This window comes from Microbacterium sp. BWT-B31 (assembly GCF_041379855.1).
GTDB lineage: Bacteria > Actinomycetota > Actinomycetes > Actinomycetales > Microbacteriaceae > Microbacterium.
In genome coordinates this window covers 1-23,744 of the sequence record NZ_JBFECU010000014.1, presented here as the reverse complement: position 1 = coordinate 23,744, position 23,744 = coordinate 1, and the positions used below count along the sequence as shown (strand labels likewise).

General features: G+C 71.7%; 24 protein-coding genes and 1 pseudogene. 13 read left to right on the top strand and 12 right to left on the bottom strand.

What is annotated here, in order from left to right; all coding sequences use genetic code 11:
• Window positions 1-50: 50 nt before the first annotated feature.
• A complete protein-coding gene (locus tag AB1K54_RS13615; RefSeq protein ID WP_371203304.1) occupies window positions 51-1,460 on the top strand; it encodes an aminomethyl transferase family protein in 1,410 nt (469 codons plus the stop codon).
• 76 nt (window positions 1,461-1,536) lie between these two features.
• Window positions 1,537-2,115, top strand: coding sequence for a PadR family transcriptional regulator (locus AB1K54_RS13610; RefSeq protein ID WP_371203303.1), 579 nt, complete (start codon window positions 1,537-1,539; stop codon window positions 2,113-2,115).
• A 22-nt stretch (window positions 2,116-2,137) separates the two neighbouring features.
• Here AB1K54_RS13610 and AB1K54_RS13605 read toward each other — a convergent pair whose 3' ends face one another.
• The 3 genes from AB1K54_RS13605 to AB1K54_RS13595 form a co-directional block, all read right to left on the bottom strand.
• Window positions 2,138-3,139: a serine hydrolase gene (locus tag AB1K54_RS13605; protein WP_371203302.1), complete on the bottom strand. Its 1,002-nt coding sequence runs from the start codon at window positions 3,137-3,139 to the stop codon at window positions 2,138-2,140.
• Between the two features lie 49 nt (window positions 3,140-3,188).
• A complete protein-coding gene (locus AB1K54_RS13600; protein WP_371203301.1) occupies window positions 3,189-5,153 on the bottom strand; it encodes a M13 family metallopeptidase in 1,965 nt (654 codons plus the stop codon).
• Window positions 5,154-5,242: 89 nt separating this feature from the next.
• On the bottom strand, window positions 5,243-7,048 hold the full coding sequence (locus AB1K54_RS13595; RefSeq protein ID WP_371203300.1) for a lipase family protein: 1,806 nt from the start codon (window positions 7,046-7,048) through the stop codon (window positions 5,243-5,245).
• A gap of 102 nt (window positions 7,049-7,150) precedes the next feature.
• Here AB1K54_RS13595 and AB1K54_RS13590 point away from each other — a divergent pair, with 102 nt between their 5' ends.
• Window positions 7,151-8,476, top strand: coding sequence for an MATE family efflux transporter (locus AB1K54_RS13590; RefSeq protein ID WP_371203299.1), 1,326 nt, complete (start codon window positions 7,151-7,153; stop codon window positions 8,474-8,476).
• 48 nt (window positions 8,477-8,524) lie between these two features.
• Here AB1K54_RS13590 and AB1K54_RS13585 read toward each other — a convergent pair whose 3' ends face one another.
• Entirely contained in the window at window positions 8,525-9,160 is a 636-nt protein-coding gene (locus AB1K54_RS13585; RefSeq protein WP_371203298.1) for a TrmH family RNA methyltransferase, read from the bottom strand.
• A 150-nt stretch (window positions 9,161-9,310) separates the two neighbouring features.
• Between AB1K54_RS13585 and AB1K54_RS13580 the strand changes: the two genes are divergently transcribed.
• Both AB1K54_RS13580 and AB1K54_RS13575 read left to right on the top strand, forming a co-directional pair.
• Window positions 9,311-10,696 carry an Nramp family divalent metal transporter gene (locus AB1K54_RS13580; RefSeq protein WP_371203297.1) on the top strand — a complete coding sequence of 462 codons (1,386 nt, stop codon included), beginning with the start codon at window positions 9,311-9,313 and terminating at the stop codon, window positions 10,694-10,696.
• Window positions 10,697-10,725: 29 nt separating this feature from the next.
• Complete coding sequence (locus tag AB1K54_RS13575; RefSeq protein ID WP_371203296.1) at window positions 10,726-11,379, top strand: metal-dependent transcriptional regulator; 654 nt, start codon at window positions 10,726-10,728, stop codon at window positions 11,377-11,379.
• A 4-nt stretch (window positions 11,380-11,383) separates the two neighbouring features.
• Here the strand turns inward: AB1K54_RS13575 and AB1K54_RS13570 are convergent, their stop codons facing one another.
• Entirely contained in the window at window positions 11,384-12,076 is a 693-nt protein-coding gene (locus tag AB1K54_RS13570) for a VIT1/CCC1 transporter family protein (RefSeq protein WP_371203295.1), read from the bottom strand.
• Between the two features lie 115 nt (window positions 12,077-12,191).
• Window positions 12,192-13,154: an SDR family NAD(P)-dependent oxidoreductase gene (locus AB1K54_RS13565; RefSeq protein WP_371203294.1), complete on the bottom strand. Its 963-nt coding sequence runs from the start codon at window positions 13,152-13,154 to the stop codon at window positions 12,192-12,194.
• Window positions 13,155-13,223: 69 nt separating this feature from the next.
• Here AB1K54_RS13565 and AB1K54_RS13560 point away from each other — a divergent pair, with 69 nt between their 5' ends.
• The 4 genes from AB1K54_RS13560 (at window position 13,224) to AB1K54_RS13545 (ending at window position 15,084) form a co-directional block, all read left to right on the top strand.
• Window positions 13,224-14,033 (top strand): HAD-IIA family hydrolase, encoded by an 810-nt coding sequence (locus tag AB1K54_RS13560; RefSeq protein ID WP_371203293.1) that lies wholly within the window; start codon window positions 13,224-13,226, stop codon window positions 14,031-14,033.
• A gap of 32 nt (window positions 14,034-14,065) precedes the next feature.
• Window positions 14,066-14,641, top strand: a complete 576-nt coding sequence (locus tag AB1K54_RS13555; RefSeq protein WP_371203292.1) for a YdeI family protein — start codon at window positions 14,066-14,068, stop codon at window positions 14,639-14,641.
• Between the two features lie 6 nt (window positions 14,642-14,647).
• The gene (locus tag AB1K54_RS13550) at window positions 14,648-14,776 is read left to right on the top strand and encodes a hypothetical protein (RefSeq protein ID WP_371203291.1); all 129 of its coding nucleotides are present in this window, start codon (window positions 14,648-14,650) and stop codon (window positions 14,774-14,776) included.
• A 125-nt stretch (window positions 14,777-14,901) separates the two neighbouring features.
• Window positions 14,902-15,084, top strand: coding sequence for a hypothetical protein (locus AB1K54_RS13545; protein ID WP_371203290.1), 183 nt, complete (start codon window positions 14,902-14,904; stop codon window positions 15,082-15,084).
• A 10-nt stretch (window positions 15,085-15,094) separates the two neighbouring features.
• Here the strand turns inward: AB1K54_RS13545 and pyrE are convergent, their stop codons facing one another.
• Both pyrE and AB1K54_RS13535 read right to left on the bottom strand, forming a co-directional pair.
• Window positions 15,095-15,673, bottom strand: a complete 579-nt coding sequence (pyrE, locus tag AB1K54_RS13540; protein WP_371203289.1) for an orotate phosphoribosyltransferase — start codon at window positions 15,671-15,673, stop codon at window positions 15,095-15,097.
• A complete protein-coding gene (locus AB1K54_RS13535; protein ID WP_371203288.1) occupies window positions 15,670-16,638 on the bottom strand; it encodes a ribokinase in 969 nt (322 codons plus the stop codon). Before AB1K54_RS13535 ends, pyrE begins: the two co-directional genes overlap by 4 nt.
• Before the next feature lie 93 nt (window positions 16,639-16,731).
• On the opposite strand from AB1K54_RS13535, the gene AB1K54_RS13530 reads away from it, so the two are divergent.
• Together AB1K54_RS13530 and AB1K54_RS13525 are read left to right on the top strand one after the other, a co-directional pair.
• Window positions 16,732-17,571 carry an exodeoxyribonuclease III gene (locus AB1K54_RS13530; protein ID WP_371203287.1) on the top strand — a complete coding sequence of 280 codons (840 nt, stop codon included), beginning with the start codon at window positions 16,732-16,734 and terminating at the stop codon, window positions 17,569-17,571.
• Between the two features lie 88 nt (window positions 17,572-17,659).
• Complete coding sequence (locus tag AB1K54_RS13525; RefSeq protein WP_371203286.1) at window positions 17,660-18,145, top strand: nitroreductase family deazaflavin-dependent oxidoreductase; 486 nt, start codon at window positions 17,660-17,662, stop codon at window positions 18,143-18,145.
• Between the two features lie 58 nt (window positions 18,146-18,203).
• Here AB1K54_RS13525 and AB1K54_RS13520 read toward each other — a convergent pair whose 3' ends face one another.
• From AB1K54_RS13520 to AB1K54_RS13510, 3 genes are all read right to left on the bottom strand, one after another.
• Entirely contained in the window at window positions 18,204-18,938 is a 735-nt protein-coding gene (locus AB1K54_RS13520; RefSeq protein ID WP_371203285.1) for a hypothetical protein, read from the bottom strand.
• Window positions 18,939-19,906: 968 nt separating this feature from the next.
• On the bottom strand, window positions 19,907-20,605 hold the full coding sequence (locus AB1K54_RS13515) for a winged helix-turn-helix transcriptional regulator (protein ID WP_371203284.1): 699 nt from the start codon (window positions 20,603-20,605) through the stop codon (window positions 19,907-19,909).
• Window positions 20,606-21,046 (bottom strand): VOC family protein, encoded by a 441-nt coding sequence (locus AB1K54_RS13510; protein ID WP_371203283.1) that lies wholly within the window; start codon window positions 21,044-21,046, stop codon window positions 20,606-20,608.
• A gap of 144 nt (window positions 21,047-21,190) precedes the next feature.
• Here AB1K54_RS13510 and AB1K54_RS13505 point away from each other — a divergent pair, with 144 nt between their 5' ends.
• Window positions 21,191-22,534, top strand: coding sequence for a sensor histidine kinase (locus AB1K54_RS13505; RefSeq protein ID WP_371203282.1), 1,344 nt, complete (start codon window positions 21,191-21,193; stop codon window positions 22,532-22,534).
• A 53-nt stretch (window positions 22,535-22,587) separates the two neighbouring features.
• Window positions 22,588-23,340: a response regulator gene (locus AB1K54_RS13500; RefSeq protein ID WP_371203356.1), complete on the top strand. Its 753-nt coding sequence runs from the start codon at window positions 22,588-22,590 to the stop codon at window positions 23,338-23,340.
• A gap of 207 nt (window positions 23,341-23,547) precedes the next feature.
• On the opposite strand, the pseudogene AB1K54_RS13495 reads toward AB1K54_RS13500, so the two are convergent.
• Window positions 23,548-23,744 (bottom strand): annotated as a pseudogene (locus AB1K54_RS13495) (IS1380 family transposase); the annotation flags it as partial.

The following is a 23,744-nucleotide window of genomic DNA, read 5'->3' as shown; positions in this document are numbered from 1 at the left end:
CCAAGGTGCCGCACCCGCGGCATCCCGTCCGAACAGAGAGGTTCACTCCCGTGGCGAACAACCTCCAGGAACTCCTGGACCAGACCAACCCCGTGGAGCTTCTGCGCAACTCGCAGATCGGCTCGTACATCTACCCCGTGGTCCCCGCCGACTTCACGTCGTGGATCAAGGAGCAGCGCGCGTGGCGCGAGACGGCCGTGCTGTACGACCAGTCGCACCACATGGACAACGTGTTCCTCAAGGGTTCCGACGCGATCAAGCTCATCAGCGACACCGCGATCAACTCCGTGGCGAACTTCGCCGTGAACAAGGCCAAGCAGTACGTGCCCACGACCGCGTCGGGCCACGTCATCGGCGACGGCATCCTGTTCCGCGAAGCCGAGGACGAGTACACCTACGTCGGCCGCGCGCCCGCGTCGAACTGGCTGCTCTTCCACGGCGAGACCGGCGGCTACCAGAACCTCGACATCACCGTCGACCGTCGCTCGAACTCGCGCCCCTACGGCCAGGCCGTGTCGCGCCAGTACTACCGCTTCCAGATCCAGGGCCCGAACGCGTGGGCCGTGATCGAGAAGCTCAACGGCGGCCCGCTCGAGAAGCTCGGCTTCTTCAACATGTCGACGATGAAGATCGCCGGCAAGGATGTCCGCACCCTCCGTCACGGCATGGCCGGAGCCCCCGGACTCGAGATCTGGGGACCGTACGAGGACCACGGACTGATCCGCGACGCGATCGTCGAGGCCGGCAAGGAGTTCGGCCTGCTTCCGGTGGGCTCGCGCGCCTACCCGTCGAACACGCTCGAGTCCGGCTGGATCCCCTCGCCGCTTCCGGCCATCTACACCGGCGAGGCCGAGCGCGCCTACCGCGAGTGGCTCGGCGTCGACAGCTACGAGGCGACCGGCACGCTCGCAGGCTCGTTCGCCTCCGACAACATCGAGGACTACTACCTCACCCCGTGGGAGCTCGGCTACGGCTCGTTCGTGAAGTTCGACCACGACTTCATCGGCCGCGACGCGCTCGAGCAGATCGACCCGGCGACGCAGCGCAAGAAGGTCACCCTCGCGTGGGACGCCGAGGACGTCACGTCGATCTTCGGCTCGCTGTTCAACGTCGAGGGCCCGAGCTACAAGTTCTTCGACCTGCCGCTGGCGAACTACGGCTCGGCCAACTACGACGCCGTCGTCGACGCCGACGGCACGGTGGTCGGCTACTCGATGTTCACCGGCTACTCGTCGAACGAGCGCCGCGCGCTGTCGCTCGCGACGATCGACCCGAACGTCCCCGAGGGCACCGAGCTGCGCGTCCTGTGGGGCGAAGACCCCAACACGACCAAGGCCACGGTCGAGCCGCACGTGCAGCTGCCCGTGCGCGCGGTCGTCAGCCCCGTGCCCTACTCGACCGTCGCCCGTTCGACGTATCAGGGCGGATGGCGCACCGGCTACGAGCTGGCGAACGCCTGATCTGATAGACCCGAGGGGGGTCCGTCGCACGGCGGGCCCCCCTCGCACCACATCCGGCCCCTGCGAAAGGAGCATGATGAGCCTGCGCTACGCGCTCCTGGCGATCCTTCGCGTCGGTCCGCTGTCGGGTTACGACCTGCAGAAGCAGTTCGCCCACTCCGTCGGCCATGTCTGGCACGCCCCCGACTCGCAGATCTATCCCGAGCTGCGCAAGATGCAGAACGACGGGCTCATCGAGGGCGAGGAGCAGACGCGCGGCGAGCGCGGCACCCGCCGGGTGTATCACGTGACGGATGCCGGCGAGCGGGCCTTCCTCGAATGGATGGGCTCTTCGCTGGACTACCAGCGCGTCCGCGACCCCGCGCACCTGCGGGCCGCCTACCTCGAATCCGCGCCGCCCGAGGCCGCGCGCGACTTTCTCGAGCATCACATCGCGCAGTGGGAGAGCGAGCTGGAGCAGTTCGAGGGCCAGATCGACCAGATCGACGACGGCACCAGCCCCATGCTCAACCGCCGCCTCGCGGCCACGGCGGCCGCCCAGCGCGAACGCACGATCGCCTACAAGCGCTTCGCGTACGAGGGTCTCGTGGACCGCGCGCGCATCGAGATCGAATGGGCAAAGCGCGGCCTGCAGCTGCTCGACCGGCTGAGCTGAGGCATCCGCTCGCCCGCTCGCCTCAGAACACGTACTCCATCAGCTCGGTGCCCAGCACGCGGAACGCCTCGTGCGCACGCAGCCGGTGCATGATCGACAGGTCGTCGAAGCACACGATCAGCGCGTAAGAGACGCCGGCGCGCGGGCCTGCGAGCACGCCCGATTCGACACGGATGCCGGCGTCCCGGCCGGTCTTGTTGATGAACAGCAGCCCGTGCTCGTCGTTCTCGTGCGAGAAGGGGTCGAGCCCGGTGGCCGCGGCCACGAGGGAGAGGTCGTGGTTGAGGCTCAGCCACTCGGCGACCTGGGCGCTGACTCCCGGAGAGACGATGTTCGAGTTGACCAGCGCGGCGAAGACCTCGGCCAGCTCCCCCGCGGATCCGAGGGCGAAATGCGGTGCGTCGTCGGGCCCGCGCTCATCGCGGAACCGGTCCAGCAGTGCCGACCGCGCCAGGTCGAGCTGCTCGATGCGCGCGCGCACGGCCGGAAGCCCCACGCGCGCGAGCAGGACGTTGGCCGCGAGCGCGTCGCCGGTCGATGCGGTGAGCACCGCGAGGTCTGTGAGCGGAAGCGCCGGCGCCATCAGGTGCTGCCACACGCCGCCGACCGCGACCCGCTCCACCGAGGTGCGCTCGATGATCTCGTAGGGGTCGAGGGTGCCCGCCTCGAACCCGGCCGCGACCTCGATGAGCAGGGGCACCACTCCGAGCCCCGCGATGGGGAGGGTCACGAAGTCGTCGCCGGCGAGCACGGCGGTGCCGCGGTCGAGGTCGGTGATGCGCACCGACACCTTCGCGCCGTGCGCGGCGAGGTCGTCGAGGGCCTTCAGCGTCGCCACGAAGCTCGTGCGACGGCCGCCCGACGCCCGACGCGGAAAGCGCTTGGCACTGCCCCGCGATCCTCGCGCGGGCTCGGCCTCTCGCACAGGCGGCTCGCGGCGACGACGCGGCAGAGCGTCGTCGACGGCGTGATCCTGTGTCGGATGCGAGGCGTTCGGGTCGAAAGGCTCAGGGGGCGTGCCCATGAGCGGGGTCCTTCCGTGGGTGTCGGGCGGTGGGAAGGCGGATGGGCCGTCACCAGATGGTGACACGCTCCGCCTCGTCGAGCCAGAGGGCGTCCTGGCTGGTCACGCCGAACGCGTCGTAGAACGCGTCGACGTTGCGGACGATCTGGTTGCAGCGGAACTCGTTGGGCGAATGCGGGTCGATCGTCAGCAGGCGGATCGTCTCGGCATCGCGCCCCTTCTGCTGCCAGATCTGCGCCCAGCTCAGCAGCAGTCGCTGGATGCCGGTGAGCCCGTCGATCTCGGGCGCCTCGGCGCCGGCCCTGGACAGCTCGTAGGCCTTGATCGCGATCCCGAGGCCGCCGAGGTCACCGATGTTCTCGCCGATCGTGAGGGCGCCGTTGACCTTGTACTCGTCGGACAGCCCGACGGGCGTGAGCGCGTCGTACTGGGCGATGAGGTTCTTCGTGCGCTCCTCGAAGGCCGCGCGGTCGTCGTCGGTCCACCAGTCGCGCAGCGACCCGTCGCCGTCGAAGCGGCTGCCCTGGTCGTCGAAGCCGTGGCCGATCTCGTGGCCGATGACCGCGCCGATGCCGCCGTAGTTGGCCGCCGCGTCGCGCTCGGCGTCGAAGAACGGGTACTGCAGGATCGCCGCGGGGAACACGATCTCGTTCATCAGCGGGTTGTAGTAGGCGTTGACGGTCTGCGGCGTCATGAACCACTCGTCGCGGTCGATGGGCTCCCCGACCTTGTCGAGCTGCCTGTCGTGCTCGACCACGTGTGCGCGGCGCACGTTGCCGATGAGGTCGCCCGCGTCGATGTCGAGCGCCGAGTAGTCGCGCCACTTCACCGGGTAGCCGATCTTCGGCGTGAAGGCGGCGAGCTTGGCCAGGGCGCGCTCGCGCGTCTCGGGGCTCATCCACTCCAGCTGCGAGATGCTCTGGCGGTAGGCCTCGACGAGGTTCGCGACGAGCTCGTCCATGGCGACCTTCGCGGCGGGCGGGAAGTGCCGCTCGACGTACACGCGGCCCACCGCCTCGCCCATCGCCGCCTCGACCAGGCTCACGCCGCGCTTCCAGCGCTCGCGGTTGACCGGAACCCCGGTGAGCTGCGTGCCGTAGAACGCGAAGTTCTCCTCGACGAAGTCGTCCGACAGGAACGCGGCGGCGGCGTGCACGATCGCGAACCGCAGCCACGCCTTCCAGTCCTCGAGGCGCTCCTCGGTCAGCAGCGACCCGAGCCCCTCGAGAAAGCTCGGCTGATAGACGACGACCTCGGTGAACGCGTCGCGGTGGCCGGGCGCGAGCGCGTTGAGCCACGGCTGAAGGTCGACGCCGACGAGCTGCTGCACCTCGGCCCACGTCTTGAGGTTGTAGGTGGCCACCGCGTCGCGGCTGCGCACGTTGTCCCAGTGGTGGGTCGCCAACTCGGTCTCGAGCGTGGTGATCCGGTCGGCGGATGCCGCGGCATCGGTCACCCCCGCCAGCTCGAGCAGCTTCTCGACGTGCGCGCGGAAGGCGATGCGGGTGTCCTGGAAGTTGTCGAGGCGGAAGTAGCTCTCGTCAGGCAGCGACAGCCCGCCCTGGATGAAGAACGGCAGGTAGCGCTCGGGATTGCCCGGGTCGGGCTCGACGTAGAGGTGGATCAGTCCGCCGACGCCGTCGCGTTCGAGCCCGCCGACCGCGCGCAGGAATGAGGGGATGTCTGTGATCTCGTCGACCTGCGCGAGCTGCGCGGCCAGCGGCTCGGCGCCGAGGGCGGCGATGCGCTCGGTGTCCATGAAGCTGGTGTAGAGGTCGCCGATCTTGCGGGTCTCGGTGCCCGGCTCGGCGGAGGTGGACTCCTCGACGATCGCGTGGACGTCCTTTTCGGCCTGCTCGGCGATGAGATGGAACGATCCCCAACGAGCCTTGTCGTCGGGGATCGCGGTGCGCTCCAGCCACGCGCCGTTGACGTGGCGGAACAGGTCGTCCTGCGGGCGGATGTCGGCGCTCAGCTCATCGAGTGCGAGACCCGATCGGGGGGAATCGGTCATGAGTTACAGAATAGGCGTCCGGCCGGCCCCTCCCTCCACCCTCGGGCGAAGAAATGACCACATCGTGATGCACGGCGGATGCGGGCGCCTCAATGCTCCGTGCGGGAGCATCCGGGTTCGACCGGATCGCCCGCGAAGCGCGCTGTCGTCCACTCGAACAGCTCGGGCACGAGCGGCGAGTCGGGCTCGACGAGGGGCACGTGGTTGCGCCCCGCGTACACGCGGTAGTCGACCTGCTGGCCGGCGTCGCACAGCGACTGGACGTAGGCGTCCTGGGCGTCCGGCACGACGAGCGAGTCGTCCGCGCCCTGCCCGAGCAGCAGCGGCGCGCTGATCGTCGGCGGCGGCACGTTTTCGGCGAGGCGCTTGCCGAACGCGCCCTCGATCGGCGAGCGCGACAACAGGTCGGGATCCTGCGAGAGCCCGAGCAGCGTGAGCAGCGACACGAACACGCCGGGCTCGGCGAGGCATCGGCTGGCCATCTGACGCAGCGTCACCTCGGCACCGGGGCGCACGTAGTCGCGAAAGGCCACGTCGTCGTAGATCGCCGTGTACGCGGCGGTGACGAACGCGCCGAACACGCTGCCGCCCGGCACGTTCGGGAGATTCTCGACGAGGGCGGGCAGATCGGATGCCGGCGCCAGCGCGGCGACGCCGGCGATGTCGAGTTCGGGGGCGTACTGGTCGGCGAGCGCTCCGGTCCACAGTGCGGCGCCGCCTCCCTGCGAATGCCCCCACACGACGGTCTGGTCGCCGAGCCGCGCCTCGGAGAGCTCCGCGGCGGCACGTCGCGCGTCGAGGCCGGCATGGGCGGCCGGGACGCCGATGAGGTAAGGGTGGGGACCCTCGGTGCCCAGGCCGATGTAGTCCGTCGCCACGACCGCCCAGCCTCTGTCGACGATGTCCGGCACCAGGAAGAACGCGCCCGACTCGAACGGCTCCTCCGCCAGCGACGGCGCACACTGCTGTGCGAAGCCGGTCGTGCCGTGCGTCCAGTCGATGACGGGGTAGTCGCCCCCGCCGTCGGCCGGGACCACGACCAGACCGCTCGCCACCGCGGGACTGCCGTCGCCGTTCGTCGTGGTGTAGAGGATGCGCCAGCCTCGCGCGTTCCCGGGGATCCCGCGGGCGAACGGCTCGGCGCGGATCAGGCGACCGGGCTCGCCGGGAACGTCGCGCGCAGCGGCGTAGAAGTCGTCGACGACCGGGGAACCCTCGCGCAGGCTCGCACTGACCGCGCCCGCCCCGATCGCGAGCACGAGCACCACGACGGCGGCGATGGTGCGCGCCCAGCGCGCGAGCGCAGAGGGCGGGCCGGTCTTGTGCTTCGGCCGCGTGCCGCGCACCGCGTGCCACACCTCGAGAAGACCGCCGATGATCAGGCTCGCGCCGAAGACGACGGCGACGACGAGCAGGGTGATATCGGGCCACAGCAGGGCGAGCAGGCCGAACGCGACGCCCGCGAGCCCGAGGAGCGCGGCCGAGATGCGGGCATCCGGTGTCGCTGACCTGCGGAACGCCGAGACGATCGACAGCACGCCGTTGACGAGGAGCCCCACCGCGACGACGAGCGCCAGGACGCGCACGGTGAGCCCGAGCCACACCAGCACGACGACGCCCGCGACGATCCACAGCAGCCCCATGTACACGCGCCACCGCGGGGTCGGCGCATCCCCCTCGCTCCCGCCGATGAGCTCGAGCACGCCGGTGAGGATGAAGCCGACGCCGAAGAAGATCGCGAGCACCCCCAGCGATGTCGTCGGGCGCACGATGAGGATCGCGCCGAGCGCGACCGCGGCGGCGCCGAGCACGATGCGAAGCCACCGCGGAAGGTCCGAGAGCCACCGGGTCAGGCGCCGCCCGTCGCCGCTTCTCGTTGCCCGTTCGTCCGACACGCCGACCCCCGTTCGTCGCTGACTCCGACGGTAGCGTCCGAGGCGGTCACCGGCGCGGATCCGCGCCGGACGACGCCGGCGGCCGGCCCTAGGCTCTATGGCGTGACGAGCCCGCCCGCGACGCTGAACCGCGACATCCTGCGACTCGCGGTGCCCGCGCTCGGGTCGCTCATCGCCGAGCCGCTCTTTCTCATCGTGGACTCCGCGCTCGTCGGGCACCTGGGGATCGTGCCGCTGGCCGCCCTGGGCATCGCCTCGGCGGTGCTGCAGACCATCGTCGGGCTGATGGTGTTCCTGGCGTACTCGACGACCCCCGCGGTCGCGCGCCGCTTCGGCGCGGGCGATCCGTCCCGCGCGGTCTCGGTGGGCATCGACGGGCTGTGGCTCGCGCTGGGCCTGGGCGCCGTGCTCGCCGCGGCCGGGTATCTCGCCACGCCTACGCTGGTGGGCCTGTTCGGCGCGAGCCCAGAGGTGACGACGGCTGCCGCCGCCTACCTGGGCATCTCGATGTGGGGCCTTCCGGCCATGCTGATCGTGTTCGCCGCCACCGGGCTCCTGCGCGGCATGCAGGACACCGTCACACCGCTGTGGATCGCCGGCCTCGGCTTTGCCGCGAACGCCCTGCTGAACTGGCTGTTCATCTACGGCGTCGGGTGGGGCATCGCGGGGTCCGCGTTCGGCACGGTCGTCGCGCAGTGGGCGATGGTGGCCGCCTACGTCGTGGTCGTCGGGAGGCTCGCTCGTCGGCACGAGGCATCCGTCCGCCCGCATCGCGAGGGTCTGCGCGGTTCGGCCCGCTCGGGCGGCTGGCTGCTGCTGCGCACCGTGTCGCTGCGGCTCGCGCTGCTGGCGACCGTGGCGGTCGCCACGACGCTCGGCACCGAGGAACTGGCCGGGTGGCAGGTCGCGTTCACGATCTTCTCGACCGCCGCGTTCGCCCTCGACGCGCTCGCGATCGCCGCGCAGGCGCTCATCGGCAAGGGCCTCGGCGCCGGCGACGAGCCGTTCGTGCGGCGCGTGCTGGCTCGCACGCTGGGGTGGGGCGCGTGGTTCGGCGTCATCGTCGGCGTCGTGATCGGCGCGCTGTCGGGCGTGATCGGACTGCTGTTCACGGGCGATCCCGCCGTCGCCGCGATCGTGCAGCCTGCGCTCATCGTGCTCGCCCTCGCCCAGCCGGTGTGCGGGGTGGTGTTCGTGCTCGACGGCGTGCTGATCGGCGCGGGCGACGCCCGCTATCTCGCGATCGCCGGAGGACTCAACCTCGTGCCGTTCCTGCCCATGCTCGCGGTGCTGTGGCTGCTCGCCCCCACGGGCGCCTGGGGTCTCGCGTGGCTGGCGATCGCCTTCTTCGACGTGTACATGCTCGCCCGGCTCGTGACCCTCGGCTGGCGGGTGCTGCGCCCCGAGTGGATGACCGCGGGGGCGTGAGGGCCCCGACCGCGACCGACGTCCGCCTCGGCGCTCGCCGCAGCAGGGTCACGCCCAGCGGCGGCACCACTCGTACATGACGATCGCACCGGCGGCGCTGGCGTTGATCGAGCGGGTCGAGCCGTACTGGGTGATCTCGACGACGGCGGATGCCGCCGCCAGCGCCTCCGGCGACAGCCCTGGTCCTTCCTGCCCGAACAGCAGCACGCACGCCTCGGGCAGGTCGGCGCGATCGACCGGCACCGATCCGGGCACGTTGTCGATCGCGATGATCGGGAGGGATGCCGCATCCGCCCATCTCTGGAACGACGCGACATCCTCGTGGTGCCGCACGTGCTGGTACCGGTCGGTGACCATGGCGCCGCGGCGGTTCCAGCGGCGCCGGCCGATGATGTGCACCTCGGCGGCGAGGAACGCGTTGGCGCTGCGCACGATCGAGCCGATGTTCATGTCGTGCTGCCAGTTCTCGATCGCGACGTGGAACCCGTGGCGGCGGGTGTCGAGGTCGGCGACGATGGCGTCCATGCTCCAGTAGCGGTACGCGTCGACGACGTTGCGGGTGTCGCCGTTCGCGAGCAGGTCCCGGTCGTAGCGCGGGTCGTCGGGCCATGCCGCCGGCCCGCCCGGCCACGGCCCGACGCCGACGGGAAGCGCCGGCTCGGCCTCTCGCGCGTCCTCGGTCACCGGCCCAGGGTATCTGCCGCGCGTCGTCGGCAACTCCTCCAAAACGAGTGCCCGGCCTGCCGACGCACGGCGTGTCGCGGCTGCGGTGTCGAAATCGGAGGAGTTTCGCCCCATCTTTCGGTGAACCGAAAACAGTCATAGTATTTCGGCATGCCGAAAAATCCGCCGCTCGCCGACGAGCGCGACACCGCTTCGCAGCCCGCGCCCGCGTCGCGCCGCACGCCGGCGCCAGACGCCGCGCCCGCCCGGCGCCGCGCGAGCCTGCCGCGCCTCGCGTGGCTGATCGGCCCGGCGCTCGTTGCCGGGGTCGCCTACCTCGACCCCGGCAACGTCGCCAGCAACATGACCGCGGGCGCCCGCTACGGGTACCTGCTGGTGTGGGTGGTGGTGATCGGCAACGTCATGGCGTGGCTGATCCAGTACCTCTCGGCCAAGCTCGGAATCGTCACCGGCCAGAGCCTTCCCGAGACGCTGGGGCGTCGCATCCGCAACCCCTGGGGACGGCGGACGTACTGGCTGCAGGCCGAGCTCGTGGCGATGGCGACCGACATCGCCGAGGTGATCGGCGGTGCGGTCGCGCTGAACCTGCTGTTCGGCGTGCCGTTGGTGTGGGGCGGGCTCATCACCGGCGCCGTCTCGATCGCGCTGCTGCTCGTGCAGTCGCGCGGCGGCGCGAAGCCGTTCGAGTTCGTCGTGATCGGGCTCGTCGTCATCATCGCGATCGGCTTCACCTACGGCGTGTTCGTCGGCCCGCCCGACCCGGCCGGCATCGTGGCGGGGCTCGTCCCCCGCTTCGAGGGCGCCGACTCGGTGCTGCTGGCGGCGTCGATCCTCGGCGCGACGATCATGCCCCACGCGATCTACGCGCACAGCGCCCTGGCGCGCGACCGCTTCGCCCCGGCCGCCGGCACGCCCCGCGCGAAGGGCGCGACGACGGATGCCCCGTCCCGCGGCATCGCGCTCGAAGACCTGCGCGGCATCCCGACGTCGCGGCTGCTGCGCGCCACGAAGTGGGACGTGTCGATCGCGATGATCATCGCCGGAACCGTGAACCTCTGCATCCTGCTGCTGGCCGCCGCCAACCTCGAGGGCGTGCCGGGCACCGACTCGCTCGAGGGCGCGTATGCGGCGCTGCACAACGGCATCGGCCCGGTCGTGGCGACCCTGTTCGCGGTGGGCCTGCTGGCGAGCGGCCTCGCGAGCACCTCGGTCGGCGCCTACGCGGGGGCCGAGATCATGCACGGCCTGCTGCACGTGCGCGTTCCCCTGCTCGCACGCCGGCTCGTGACACTGGTGCCCGCGCTCGTGATCCTCGCGCTCGGGTTCGACCCGACGCTCGCTCTCGTGCTGAGCCAGGTGGCGCTGTCGTTCGGCATCCCGTTCGCGCTCATCCCCCTGGTCGCCCTGACCGCGAAGGCCGATGTGCTCGGCCGATACCGCAACCGCGTCTGGACGACGATCGCGGGGGTCGCGGCATCCGTCTTCCTCATCGCGCTCAACGGGGTGCTGCTGTGGCTCGTGCTCACCGGCGCGTGAGGCGCGCGGGGCCCCGGTAGCCTGAGCGGGTGGCATCACCGGCGGTCGACGACTACCTCAAGACGATCTACCACCACACCGAGTGGCAGAGCGCCCGCATCACGCCGTCGCAGCTCGCGGCCGTGCTGGGGCTCGCGCCGTCGAGCGTGACCGAGATGGTGCAGAAGCTCGCCGCGCAGGGACTGGTCACCCATCGCCCGTACGGCCCGGTGTCGCTCTCGCCCGCGGGCGAGCGGCGGGCCGCGGCGGTCATCCGCCGGCACCGCCTGATCGAGACATGGCTCGTGCGCGAGTTCGGCTACACGTGGGACGAAGTGCACGACGAGGCCGAGGTGCTCGAGCACGCCGTCAGCGACCGGCTGCTCGACGGCATCGACGAGCGGCTGGGGCATCCGCGATTCGATCCCCATGGCGACGCGATCCCGGATGCCGCGGGCCGCGTGCACCGCGAGCCCTTCGTGCTGCTCGCCGACGCCGCCGCGGGCCACTCCGGACGCGTGCTGCGGGTGAGCGACCGCGACCCGGCGCTGCTTCGCACCCTGGACGAGGCGGGCGTCGTCGTGGGAGCGATCGTCACCGTGAGCGGCATGAGCGGGACGGCCGCTCCCACGACCCTCGTGGTGGACGGAACCGAGCTGACCCTTCCCGCCGAGGCTGCCGGCGTCATCTGGCTCAGCGCCTGAGGCATCAGAAGAAGATCGCGCCGGCGGCGTAGCTGACCGCCATCGTGCCGAGCCCGACCACGAGACTGCGCAGCAGCATCCGCAGTGCCGAGAAACGGCCGACCCCCGCCGCGACGAGCGAGGTGAGACCGAGCGAGATCACGACGGCGACGAGGATCGCGACCGTCTCGACGGCGACCGGCGCGAAGAAGGTGATCAGCACGGGGATCACCGCCCCGATCATGAACGCGATCGCCGTTTCGACGCCCGCCCACCACGGCGCCGCCTGCGACAGGATCTCTTCGAGTCCGTGCTCGGCGTCGAGCTGCGCCGCCAGGGGGTCGCGGGCCGACAGCTGCTCGGCCACCTCGAGCGCGAGCTCGGGCGAGAGTCCCCGGCCCTCCCAGTGCTCGGCGAGTTCGGCGAGCTCGCGCTCGGGGTCGGCGGCGATCTGGTGGGCCTCCTCGCGCGCGACGACGAGCTGCACTTCACGTTCCGCGGCGACCTCGGCCCACTTCGCGCCCCCCGCGCTGAGCCCGCCCGCGAGCATCGCCGACGCCGCGGCGAACAGCAGGAGCTGGTCGCCGGCGCCCGCACCCGCGAAGCCCTGCAGCAGACCCGCGGTGGCGATGATCCCGTCGTTCGCGTCGATTGCCCACGACGACTCGCGGATCCGCGCGATCACTCGCGCCCACAGCGACCGCTCGTCGTGCCCCATGGCACCTCCCCGCGGCAATTCTGGCATCAGGATGCCGCGGGGCGAGGCATCCGCCCCCCGCTCGTCGTGGCCCAGGTGGGACGAACAGACCGCGAGGCCGGCCCGGTTCAGACACTCAGACCGCCGCGCGCGCCGCCCGCTCGAAGGGCCAGCGCACACCGGTCGCATCTTCGCTGACGCGCCACAGGCGCTCTGCGATCCGGTGGTCGCGCGTGACTCGGGAGGGTGTCGTACGGCGCGGCTGGCCGTGCGTTCCGAACCGCGGACCCCAGAACTGGCCGCCCTCGACCGTGGGATCGACGAGCGCGCGCACTAGCGGCCACGCGCCGCGCTCCTTGGACTGGGCGATCGCGGCCTGCAGGTTGTCGACGAAACGCGTGAGCCTGCTCGGCTCGTTCACACCGGGGATGCCCGGCGTGCGCCCGCTCGTGGAATACCCCGGATGCGCGACGACGCTCGACACCGGCAGTCCCGCCTCGCGCAGCCGCCGGTCGGCCTCGAAGCCGAGCGCGCCGGTCGCGATCTTCGACTGCACGTACGCGCGCCAGGGGGTGTAGCCCTCGGTGAGCTCGGGGTCGACCGGGTCGTACGGAGTGAGCGCCGTCGACATGCTACCCACCCACACCATGCGGCCTCCCGACGCGCAGAGCATGGTGAGCAGTTCGCCGCCGAGCGCGAAGTGGCCGAGCGCGTTCGTCGCGAACACCAGTTCGTGCCCGTCGAGCGTCGTGCGGCGCTGCTTCGGCGTGTGCACGATGCCGGCGTTGAGCAGCACGCCGTCCAGGCCCGCGCGCGAGCGCACGGTCGCGGCCGCCGAGCGCACCGACCCGAGGTTGCTGGTGTCGAGGATCATGGTGTCGACGCGGGCGCCGGTGGCGGCATCCGGAACCCGTCCGTACACCGCGGCGCGCGCCGCAGCCAGCCGGTTCGGGTTGCGGCCGGTCATGATCACGCGGGCCCCCGCGCGCGCGAGCTGCTCCGAGGCGAAGTACCCCAGTCCCGCGTTGGAGCCGGTCACGAGGTAGGCGCGGTCGGTGAGATCGGGAAGCTCCCGGGGATCCCAGTCATCACGACTCACCAGAGCAGACTATGTCCCCGCCGGGGCATCCGACGACCACAGGTCCCGCACGGTGGTTAGGCTGTGCGCATGCGGACCCGAGCCGACGTCGAATGCTGGCTGACCGACATGGACGGCGTGCTCGTGCGCGAGAACCGTCCCATCCTCGGGGCGGCCGAGCTTCTCGCCCAATGGCGCGACACCGGCACCCCTTTCCTCGTGCTGACCAACAACCCGATCTTCACCCCGCGCGACCTGAGCGCGCGGCTTGCCAGATCGGGGCTCGACGTGCCCGAGGAGAGCATCTGGACCTCCGCTCTCGCGACGGCGGACTTCCTGCACTCGCAGCTTCCCGGCGGCACCGCGTTCGTGATCGGCGAGGCGGGGCTGACGACGGCACTGCACGAGGCCGGCTACATCATGACCGAGTCGCAGCCCGACTACGTGGTCGTGGGCGAGACGCGGCAGTACTCGTTCGAGGCGATCACCAAGGCGATCCGGTTCATAGGCGCCGGCGCGCGCTTCATCGTCACCAATCCCGATGCCACCGGCCCCACCCCGTCGGGGGTCGTGCCCGCGACGGGGTCGTTCGCGGCGCTCATCACCAAGGCGACCGGCAAGGAGCCCTACGTCGTCGGCAAGCCGAACCCGATGATGTTCCGCTCGGCGCTGAACCGCATCGGGGCGCACTCCGAGAACACCGGCATGATCGGCGACCGCATGGACACCGATGTCGTCGCCGCGATCGAGGCGGGCCTGCACTCGGTGCTCGTGCTCACCGGGATCAGCGACCGCGCCGAGATCGAGCGCTACCCGTTCCGGCCCGACGAGGTGCTCGACTCGGTCGCCGACCTCCTCCAGGGCGGGCCGGTCGAGACCGACCTGCCCGAAGGGGTGTGAACGACGTCGGCGACCCCGGCTAGGGTCGGGTCATGGGCACGCTGGACGAGGGCGAGAGAGTCGAGGCGACGGATGCCGCGGCCTGGCGCGCCTGGCTGGCCGACAACCACGGCACGTCGAAGGGCGCATGGCTGGTGCGGGCACGCCCCGGCTCGGGGCTCGTCTTCGTGGACTACGAAGACGCGATCCTGCACGCACTCTGCTTCGGCTGGATCGACGGGCCGGTGCGCTCGTTCGACCACGAGCGCGGCGGGCTCTGGTTCGCACCCCGGCGCCCCTCGAGCGGGTGGGCGGCGACGAACAAGGCGCGCCTGGCACGGCTCGAGGCCGAGGGGCTGCTCGCACCCGCAGGGCTCAAGGCCATCGAGGTCGCCAAGGCGAACGGCTCGTGGACCGTGCTCGACAACGCCGAGGCGCTGCGCGAGCCCGCCGACCTCGCCGGCGCTCTCGACGCCGAGTCGGTCGCGCGCGCAAGCTGGGATGCCTTTCCACCGTCGACGCGCAAGGGCGCGATCGCACTGGTCGACTCCGCACGCCGACCCGCCACGCGCGCGGCGCGCATCGCGAAGATCGTGGCGGACGCCGCGGCCGGCCGAAGGCCGGGGTGATCGGCCGTGATCAACGAGTTCGAGCAGACCCTGCTGCTGTCGGCGTCGGCGCTGATCCTCCTCGCGACGCTCGTCGTGTGGGTCGTGGCGTACGTGCGCCGCAACCGCGACCGCGACGACGACCCGCACGCGTGAGCGAGCCGCAGGCCAGCCGAGACGACCACCCCCGCGGCCGGTCGACGCCGAGTCGCGGCATCCGCCTGCCCCTCGGCTACGCTCGTGGCAATGTCGTTGGCGGGTCAGGGGTGTGACGGGTCGTGATGTCGATCGTGCTGGCCGTGTCAGGACTGGTGGTGCTCACCATTGCGCTCGTGCTGTTCGTGCGCAGCAAGCGCGACGCCCCGCAGGGCAACGCGATCTCGAACGGACGCGGGCTCGTGCTGCTGACCGTGCTCGGGCTCATGCTCGGGCTCGCCTCGCAGCTGCCCTTCTTCAAGGGCTGACCCGCGCGGCCTACTGCGGGTCCAGGCCCAGGTCGTCCAGATCGATCGCGGCGAGCCACGTGAGGCCCTCGGCCTCGACCGCGGCCTGCGCGCCGGTCTTGCGATCCACGATCACCGCGACCGCGACCGGCTCTGCGCCCTCGCGCCGCAGCGCCTCGACGGCTTTGAGCGCCGACTGGCCTGTGGTCGAGGTGTCTTCGACGACCACGACGCGCTTGCCCGTGACCTCCGCCCCCTCGATCTGGCGGCCGCGGCCATGGTCTTTGGGCTCTTTGCGCACGACGAACGCGTCCAGCGGCGTGTGGGTGCGCGCCGACTCGTGCATGACGGCGTTCGCGATCGGGTCGGCGCCGAGGGTGAGGCCGCCGACGGCGACGATGCCGTCGACGTCCTTGATGAGGTCGAGCATGATCCGGCCGATCGCGGGCGCCGCACGGTGGTCGAGGGTGAGCTTGCGCATGTCGACGTAGTAGGTCGCCTGCTTGCCGCTCGAGAGCGTGAAGTCGCCGTGGAACACCGCTTCGTCTTCGATCAGCGCGATCAGGTACTGGCGGTCGGCTTCGATCTCAGGCGTGGACGAGACGGTCATGCGTCCGAGTCTAGGACGGTGGATGCCGCCCGTCCCGCGGCCTCCGCCTCGATCTCATCGCGGCACGGGATCGACGCCGCCGCCCCCGCGCGGCCGACGGCAAGCGCGGCGGCGACCGCGGCGAAGCGGACCGCGGACTCGAGGGCATCCGGCCAGCCGTCGCCCGCCTGGGCGAGCGCGGCGACCAGCGCCCCGCAGAACGCGTCGCCGGCGCCGGTGGTGTCGACGACGACCGCCGGATGCGCGGGGATCCGCACGATCGGCTCGCCGCGACGGGCGACGAGCACCCCGTCGGCGCCGCAGGTCACCAGCACCGTGGCGACGCGGGCGGCGAGGGTCGCGGCATCCGGCTCGACTTCGCCCTCGGCCCGGCCCCCGCCACCGTCCTCGCGTGCCGCCGCCGCCATCAGCGCCGCCTCGTGCTCGTTCACGACCAGGACGTCGACGTCGGAGAGTAGACCGGGCGGGAGGTCTGCGGCCGGCGCGGCGTTGAGCACCGTCACCGTGCCGGCGCCGCGGGCCTCGCGCAGCGCCGCCGCGACCGTCTCGAGCGGCACCTCGAGCTGGACGAGCAGCACGTCGGCCGCGCGCACCGCGGCGCGCTCGCGCTCGTCGAGCTCGCGCAGGGTCGCGTTGGCGCCGGGGTTGACGACGATGGCGTTCTCGCCGTCGCCCGACACCGAGATCATGGCCGAGCCGGTCGCCTCGTCGCACACTCGCGCGAGGAGGGCGACGCCGTCGGAGCGCAGTCCCTCGGCGAGCCGGCGACCGTTCTCATCGTCGCCGAGGGCCACGATGAACGTCGTCTCGGCGCCCGCTCGCGCGGCGGCGGTCGCCTGGTTGGCGCCCTTGCCGCCGGGATGCAGCGCGAAGGACGTCGACAGCACGGTCTCGCCCGGAGCGGGGATGCGTTCGACCCGGCTGACGTGGTCCAGGTTCGCCGATCCGACGACGACGACACTCATCGGGCTCCTTCCGGGGTCGGCTCCAGGCTAGCTGCGGCGACGCGGCCCGTGGCCGCGCGGGTGATGTCGGCGGCCCGCAATAGGCTGGAGCCCATGCGCCTTGCCACGTGGAACGTCAACTCGGTCCGCGCCCGCGTCGACCGCATCGTCGAGTTCGCGGTGCGCGAGCACATCGATGTGCTCGCGATGCAAGAGATCAAGTGCAAGACCGAGCAGTTCCCGTTCGAGCGGTTCGAAGATGCCGGCTTCCACGTCGAGGCGTACGGCTTCTCGCAGTGGAACGGCGTCGCGATCGCGAGCCGCGAGCCGATCGAGAACGTGCGCACCGCCTTCCCCGCGATGCCGGGCTTCGCGAAGGGCCACAACGGTCCGGATGCCCCGCAAGAGGCCCGCGCGCTGGGCGCGACCATCGGCGGGGTCGAGGTGTGGAGCCTCTACGTGCCCAACGGCCGCACACTCCAGGATCCCCACTACTACTACAAGCTCGACTGGCTCGCCGCGCTCACCGCGTACACGCGCGACACGCTCGATGAGAACCCCGATCTCGCCCTGGCGCTCGTCGGCGACTTCAACATCGCGCCGACGGATGCCGACAACGGCGACCCGACGGTGGTCCCCGGGTTCTCGACCCACGTCTCGCCGCCCGAGCGCGAGGCGTTCGCGGCGCTCGAGGCCGCCGGCCTCACCGATGTGGTGCGCCCGCTCGCGCCGACCGGGTTCACGTACTGGGACTACAAGCAGCTGCGCTTCCCTCGCAACGAGGGCATGCGCATCGACTTCATCCTCGGCTCGCACGCGTTCGCCGACGCGGTGGCGGGCGCCGAGATCCACCGCAACGAGCGCAAGGGCGAAGCCCCGAGCGACCACGTTCCGGTGGTCGTCGACCTCGACCTCGGCGGCCCCGACGACGACGATCGCCCGATGATCTTCTGACCCGGCCGCGTGGCGGGGGCGGGCCCGCGCCGACGGGCCGGGCATCCGTCCTCTTGCCGCGCCGAGGGGATTGCGTGAGGCTGGGCGCGTGACTCGCAGCCGCGTGGCTCTGCTCGTCGCCGGGATCGTCGCCGGCACACTGCTCTGCGCGGTGGGCGCGTTCGTGCTGGGCGTGCGGCGGAAGAACCCGACGGTGCTGCGGATCGCGCGCGTCATCCAGCGCGACTTCGCGAACCCGCAGGCACTCCGCACGGCGGGGACGCCCGGTTCGCCGTGGGCGGTCGTCCGCCACACGGGTCGCCGCAGCGGGCAGCCGTACGAGACCCCCGTGGGGGCCACGGCCGTCGATGACGGATTCTTCGTCATGCTGCCGTACGGCCCGGGTGCGCAGTGGGTGCGCAACGTGCGCGCCGCCGGCGCCGCGACGGTCGTGGTCGACGGCCGCGAGCACCGGGTGAGGCCCGAGCTCGTGCCGATCGAACAGGTCGAGCTGTCGGCGGCGGACCGCGTCGCCGCCCGCCTCTTCGCCATCCGCTACGCGCTGCTGCTGCACGCCGCTCCGGCCGGGCGGTGAGCGCGTAGCCGCTCGCGGGCGCCACGGGGCTCGATCCGCGCCGCCGGTGGGCTCGAGGTCAATCCGGCGCGGGGGCGTCGAGCGGAGTGCAGTCGGGCGGGAGCGAGTTGCCGCTCAGCGTGAAGTCCTCGCAGTTGAGAAACCGCGACTGGTTCAGGCCGAGCGTGAACGAGATCGCGACGACGCCTGCGACCACGCTCACGATGAGCCAGCGGCGGCGGCGGGTCGTCTCTGATCGGAAGTCCGGCCAGATGACCCGCACCAGCACGACCAGCGTGAACGGGATGCCGAGGATCACCGCCGCGAACGCGCTCAGATCGACGATCACCGCCGCGAGGTCGTCTTCTCGGTGCGTGCGCACGATGAAGCTCAGCGCAACCCACACCGATGGCAGCAGCAGCACGAACGCGCTCGCGAACTTGCGCCACAGCGGGCGGCGCTTCTCGACCAGCACGAACACGAAGGCCGCGACCGATGCCGCCCACAGCGCCATCAGGTCGTCCCAGAACACCTCGCCCCACGCGCCGAGCGTGAACGCCGGCCACCAGGCGACCAACGCCATGCCGACCATGATCACCCCGACGGGGGGCTCCTGCGCGCCGGAGTCCGCGTGGGCGGGCGACGGGGCGGGGGCCTCGGCGACCGCCCCGGGCTTACCCGCCCCGGGCGCCGGGACGGGGGTGCCGGCCGCGACGGGCTGAGGCGTCCCGGCGGGCGCCGGTACGGCCGCGACCGGCTCAGGCTTCCCGGCCACGCCGGGCTCGGGCGCGCCGGCCGCGACGGGCGCCGGCACTGGCGCGCCGGACTCAGCCTCCACAGGCCCGGGGGTGCTGCGCGACGCATCGAAAGACGAAGGGGTCGCCCCTGGATCCCCGCGCTCCCCCGGCTCGCTCACACGCGCACGCTATCGCCGAGCGGATGCCGCGACCCGCCTCACACGCCGCTGCCTCCCCTTGCGTGGCATCCGTCTCCAGATCAGGAGCATGCACCGAAACAAGGAGCCTTCCCGCCGATCCCTCCTGCCCTCGCGGCATCCTCCTTCGCTCGGTGCCCCGCTACGCCGCCGCGGGCCGCACGCCGCCGCCGCGCCCTGCGGCTCCCCCTCACGTGGCATCCGTCTCCAGAACAGGAGGATGCACCGAGACAAGGAGCCTTCCCGCCGATCGCGCCTGTTCTCGCTGCATTCTCCTTCGCTCGGCGCACCGCCGCGCGCTGCGGCCTCCCCTCGCGGGGCATCCGTCTCCAGATCAGGAGCATGCACCGAAACAAGGAGTCCTCCCGCCGATCGCTCCTGCTCTCGCGGCATCGTCCTTCGCTCGGCGCACCGCTACGCCGCCGCGAGCCTCCCGGGGTTCGATGTGGAACGGCGCCGCGCGCTGCGGTCTCCCCTCGCGTGGCATCCGTCTCCAGAACAGGAGGATGCACCGAGACAAGGAGGCCTCGCACCGATCGCGCCTGTTCTCGCTGCATTCTCCTTCGCTCGGCGCACCGCCACACCGCCCGGGGTCGCACGACGCCGCCGCGCTGCGGCCGCCCCCTCGCGTGGCATCCGTCTCCAGATCAGGAGGATGCACCGAGACAAGGAGCCTTCCCGCCGATCGCTCCTGCTCTCGCGGCAACCTCCTTCGCTCGCGCACCGCCGCGCCCTGCGGCTCCCCCTCACGGGGCATCCGTCTCCAGATCAGGAGCATGCACCGAAACAAGGAGGCCTCCCGCCGATCGCTCCTGCCCTCGCGGCATCCTCCTTCGCTCGGCGCAGCACTACGCCGCCGCGAGGCTCCCGGGGTCGATGTGGAACGTCGCCGCGAAGCGCTCCAGCAGCGACGCCTCACCCCGCACGACCTCGAGCACGCCCGCGTCGATCGCCTCGGCGGGCGTCAGTTCGCCCGAGATCACGCGACGGATGCCCGGACCCGACGCGAACACGAGGTCCGCCTCGCCGTCCGGCCGACGGCCCCCGACCGGCGGTGCCGGCGGGGCGAGCTGCGTAACCCGCAGCGAAGCGCCGTCGACCTGCACGCGCAGCGCGACGTCGCCGACGTGCAGTTCGTAGTCCGCCGCGGGGAGGGCGGCCGAGGCATCCGCTCGGAAAGCCGTTCGCAGCGCGACCGTGAGCGAGTCCGCGGTCACGACGTCGTCGGGGGACGGGTCGCCCATCGACGCGAATCCCCACCGCCCGAGCGCGAGCACGACCGGTTCGAGCTCGCGCCCGTAGGGGGTCAGCTCGTACACGAGGCCGCAGTTCATCATGGGCACGCGGCGCACGACACCGCCCTCCTGCAGCTCTTTGAGCCGCGTGGAGAGGATGTTCGTGGGGATCCGGAGCAGTCCCTGCTTGAGGTCGGTGTAGCGGCGGGGACCGACGAGCAGATCGCGGACGATGAGCAGCGCCCAGCGCTCGCCGATCAGCTCGACGGCGGTCGTGACCCCGCAGTACTGCCCGTACGTGCGGGACGCCACCTACGCCTGCTGCCCCTGCTCCGCGAGGAACGCCTCGGGGCCCTGCTCGGCCGCCTGCTGCTCCATGAAGATGAACCCCAGGCTGTTGCCGTCGGGGTCGTCGATGTCGCGGCTGTACATGAAGCCGAGGTCCTGCGCGGGGCGCGGCTCGGCGCCGCCGTTGGCGAGCGCGGCCTCGGCGATCTGGTCGACGGCCTCGCGCGACTCGCGGCTGAGCGCGATCTGCACCTGGGCCGTGGTCTTGGGGTCGGCGATCTGCTTGTCGGTGAACGTCTGGAAGTACTCCTTGGTGAGCACCATCATGAAGACGTTCTCGTCCCACACGATGCACGCGGCGTTCTCGTCGGTGAAGAGGGGGTTGATGCCCGCGCCGAGCGACGTGTAGAACGCCTTGGAGCGCTCGAGGTCGGTCGTGGGGACGTTGACGAAGATGTGCGTCATTGCCTTGCTCCTTGCCTTGTCGGTGACTTCTTCGCTCATGCTTGCAAAAAGCAAGCATGCTTGTCAATAGCAAGTACAGAGTGTTCCGAAGGCATCCGTCTGGCGGGGGATGCCCCGCCGCCGCGTCGGCCGTAGCGTGGAGGGATGCCTGAGACGCTCGCGGCTTCCACCAGCCGCATCCCCGTGACGGTGCGAGAGCTGCGCACCGACGTGTGGCTGGCGGCGGCGCTGTTCGTCGGCGCGGTGCTCAGCGCCGGCCTCGGCGAAGTGACCGGCATCTACGGCGACGACGCCCCCGGCATCCAGTGGGCGCTGCTGTACGCGCTGGGCCTGACCGCACCGCTGGCCGTGCGCCGCCGCTACCCGTCGATCGTGGCGTGCGTGGTGGCGCTGACGTTCTTCGTCGGCGGGTCGGCACGCATCCCCGAGTTCTACGTGGGCAACATCGCCCTGTTCATCGCGCTCTACACCGTGGGCGCGTGGATCGACGACCGGCGCAGGGCGAACCTCGCGCGGGCGCTCATCACCCTCGGTATGTTCGCGTGGCTGCTGATCGCGATGTTCCAGGCGGCGACGGCGCCTACCGACGAAGGGCTCTCGCGGGTCGGGGTGTTCTCGCCGTTCGTCGCGTTCATGCTCACGCAGCTGCTGGTGAACATCGCGTTCTTCGGCGGAGCGTTCTACATGGGCGATCGCGCGCACGCGTCGGCGCTCGAACGCGCGGCCCTGCACCAGCGCACCGCCGAGCTCGAGCGCGAACGCGAGGTCACCGCCGCGCAGGCGGTCGCCCTCGACCGGGTGCGCATCGCCCGTGAACTGCACGACGTCGTCGCCCACCACGTGTCGGCGATGGGCGTGCAGGCGGGGGCTGCGCGGGCGGTGCTGGATCGGGATCCGGATGCCGCGCGCACCGCGCTCGTCGGAGTCGAGGCATCCGCCCGCACCGCCCTCGACGAGCTGCACCAGCTGCTCGGCACCCTGCGCACCTCCGACGCCGACACCGACGGCGCCTCCACCGTGCGGCTCGCGGCCCTGCCGCAGCTGGCCGCCCATGCCGCCGAGAACGGGCTGCCCACGACCCTCACCGTGGTCGGCGAACCGGTCGGCCTTCCCGACGTCGTGCAGGTCAACCTGTACCGCGTCGCGCAGGAGGCCCTTACGAACGCGCGCCGCCACGGCGGACCGGATGCCGCCGCCGACGTGCGCCTGCGCTACGCCCCCGACGCGGTCGAGCTCGAGATCGCCAACACGGGGCGCGCGGGGGTGCCCGGGCGGCCGGGACTGGGGATCGTCGGCATGCGCGAGCGCGCCGCGGCCTCGGGCGGCACCATCGAGATCGGTCCGCGGGCGCGCGGCGGGTTCCTCGTGCGGATGAGGGTTCCGCTTGCCACGGTCGCGGCGGGTGGCGGGCTCGGGCGACGCGCCCTCCCCGGCGGAACCGTGGGCGCCGCGGCGGGTGGCGGTTCCGCCGCGGAGCCGGCCCCGTGAGGGCGGGAGGGGCGGGTGGGATCCGCGTGCTGCTGGTCGACGACCACGCCGTGATGCGGGCGGGATTCCGCATGATCCTCGAGGCGGCGGGGATCGAGGTGGTGGGCGAGGCGGCGACCGGTGCGGAGGCGGTGGCTGCGGCATCCGCTCTGCACCCCGACGTCGTGTGCATGGACGTGCAGATGCCCGATCTGGACGGCATCGAGGCGACCCGGCGCATCGTCGCCGACCCGTCCGTCGCCGCGGCGGTCGTGATCGTGACGACCTTCGACCGCGACGACTACCTCTTCGAGGCGCTGTCGGCCGGGGCATCCGGGTTCCTGCTGAAGAACGCCGGCCCCGAGGAGCTCGTGTCGGCCGTGCGCGTCGCCGCCGCCGGCGAGGCGCTGCTCGCCCCCGAGGTCACGCGCCGCGTGATCGCGCGCTTCGCCGCGCCCGGCCTGCAGAACTCCTTCGATTCGGGCCCATCGACGCCGGGTCAGCCCGGATCGGGGCCTGCAGCCGCAGATCTGGAGGAGTTTCGCAGTTCGGGTGCTGACCATCCCGACCAGGTACGTCGCCGCGCGCACGCCGCGCCCCCCGCCCAGCCATCCCGCACCGACCCGCGAGGGGCGCCCGACCTCACCGAGCGCGAGATGGAGGTGCTGCGCCTGGTCGCGCAGGCCATGAGCAACGCCGAGATCGCCGCACGTCTCTACATCGGCGAGGCGACGGTGAAGACGCACGTGTCGAACGTGCTGCAGAAGCTCGGCGTGCGCGACCGCGTCGCCGCGGTCGTCTACGCCCACAGCCACGGCCTCGCCTGAAACCGCGCGGCGGCCACAGACGGCGGATGCCTCGACCCGCGAGGTTGCTAGCCTCGATTTTTCATCGGGCTGTTGATCGGGGCTGCTCGGCGTCGTTGTCGGGGTTGTGTCGCTGATTCTGGCATGAGGGTACGACGACGGGCCGCGTGGCGCTGCGGGGGCGGGTCTCCGGTCCTCGGCTCGTGGTGGTCAGCGGGATCGACGGCGTCAGCCGCCGGGCGCGGGCAGGGCGCGGAGCGCGATGATGGCGGCGAGCATGGTGCCGGCCCAGCGCGCCCGGCTCGAGAGGTGCAGGGTGATGCGGCGGCCATGGCGGGCGAGGGTCGCCGGGATCGTGAACAGCCGGTAGCGCAGGCGTTTCGGTTCCCACCGGCGGGCCTCATGCAGTGGGTGGGCGAGCATAC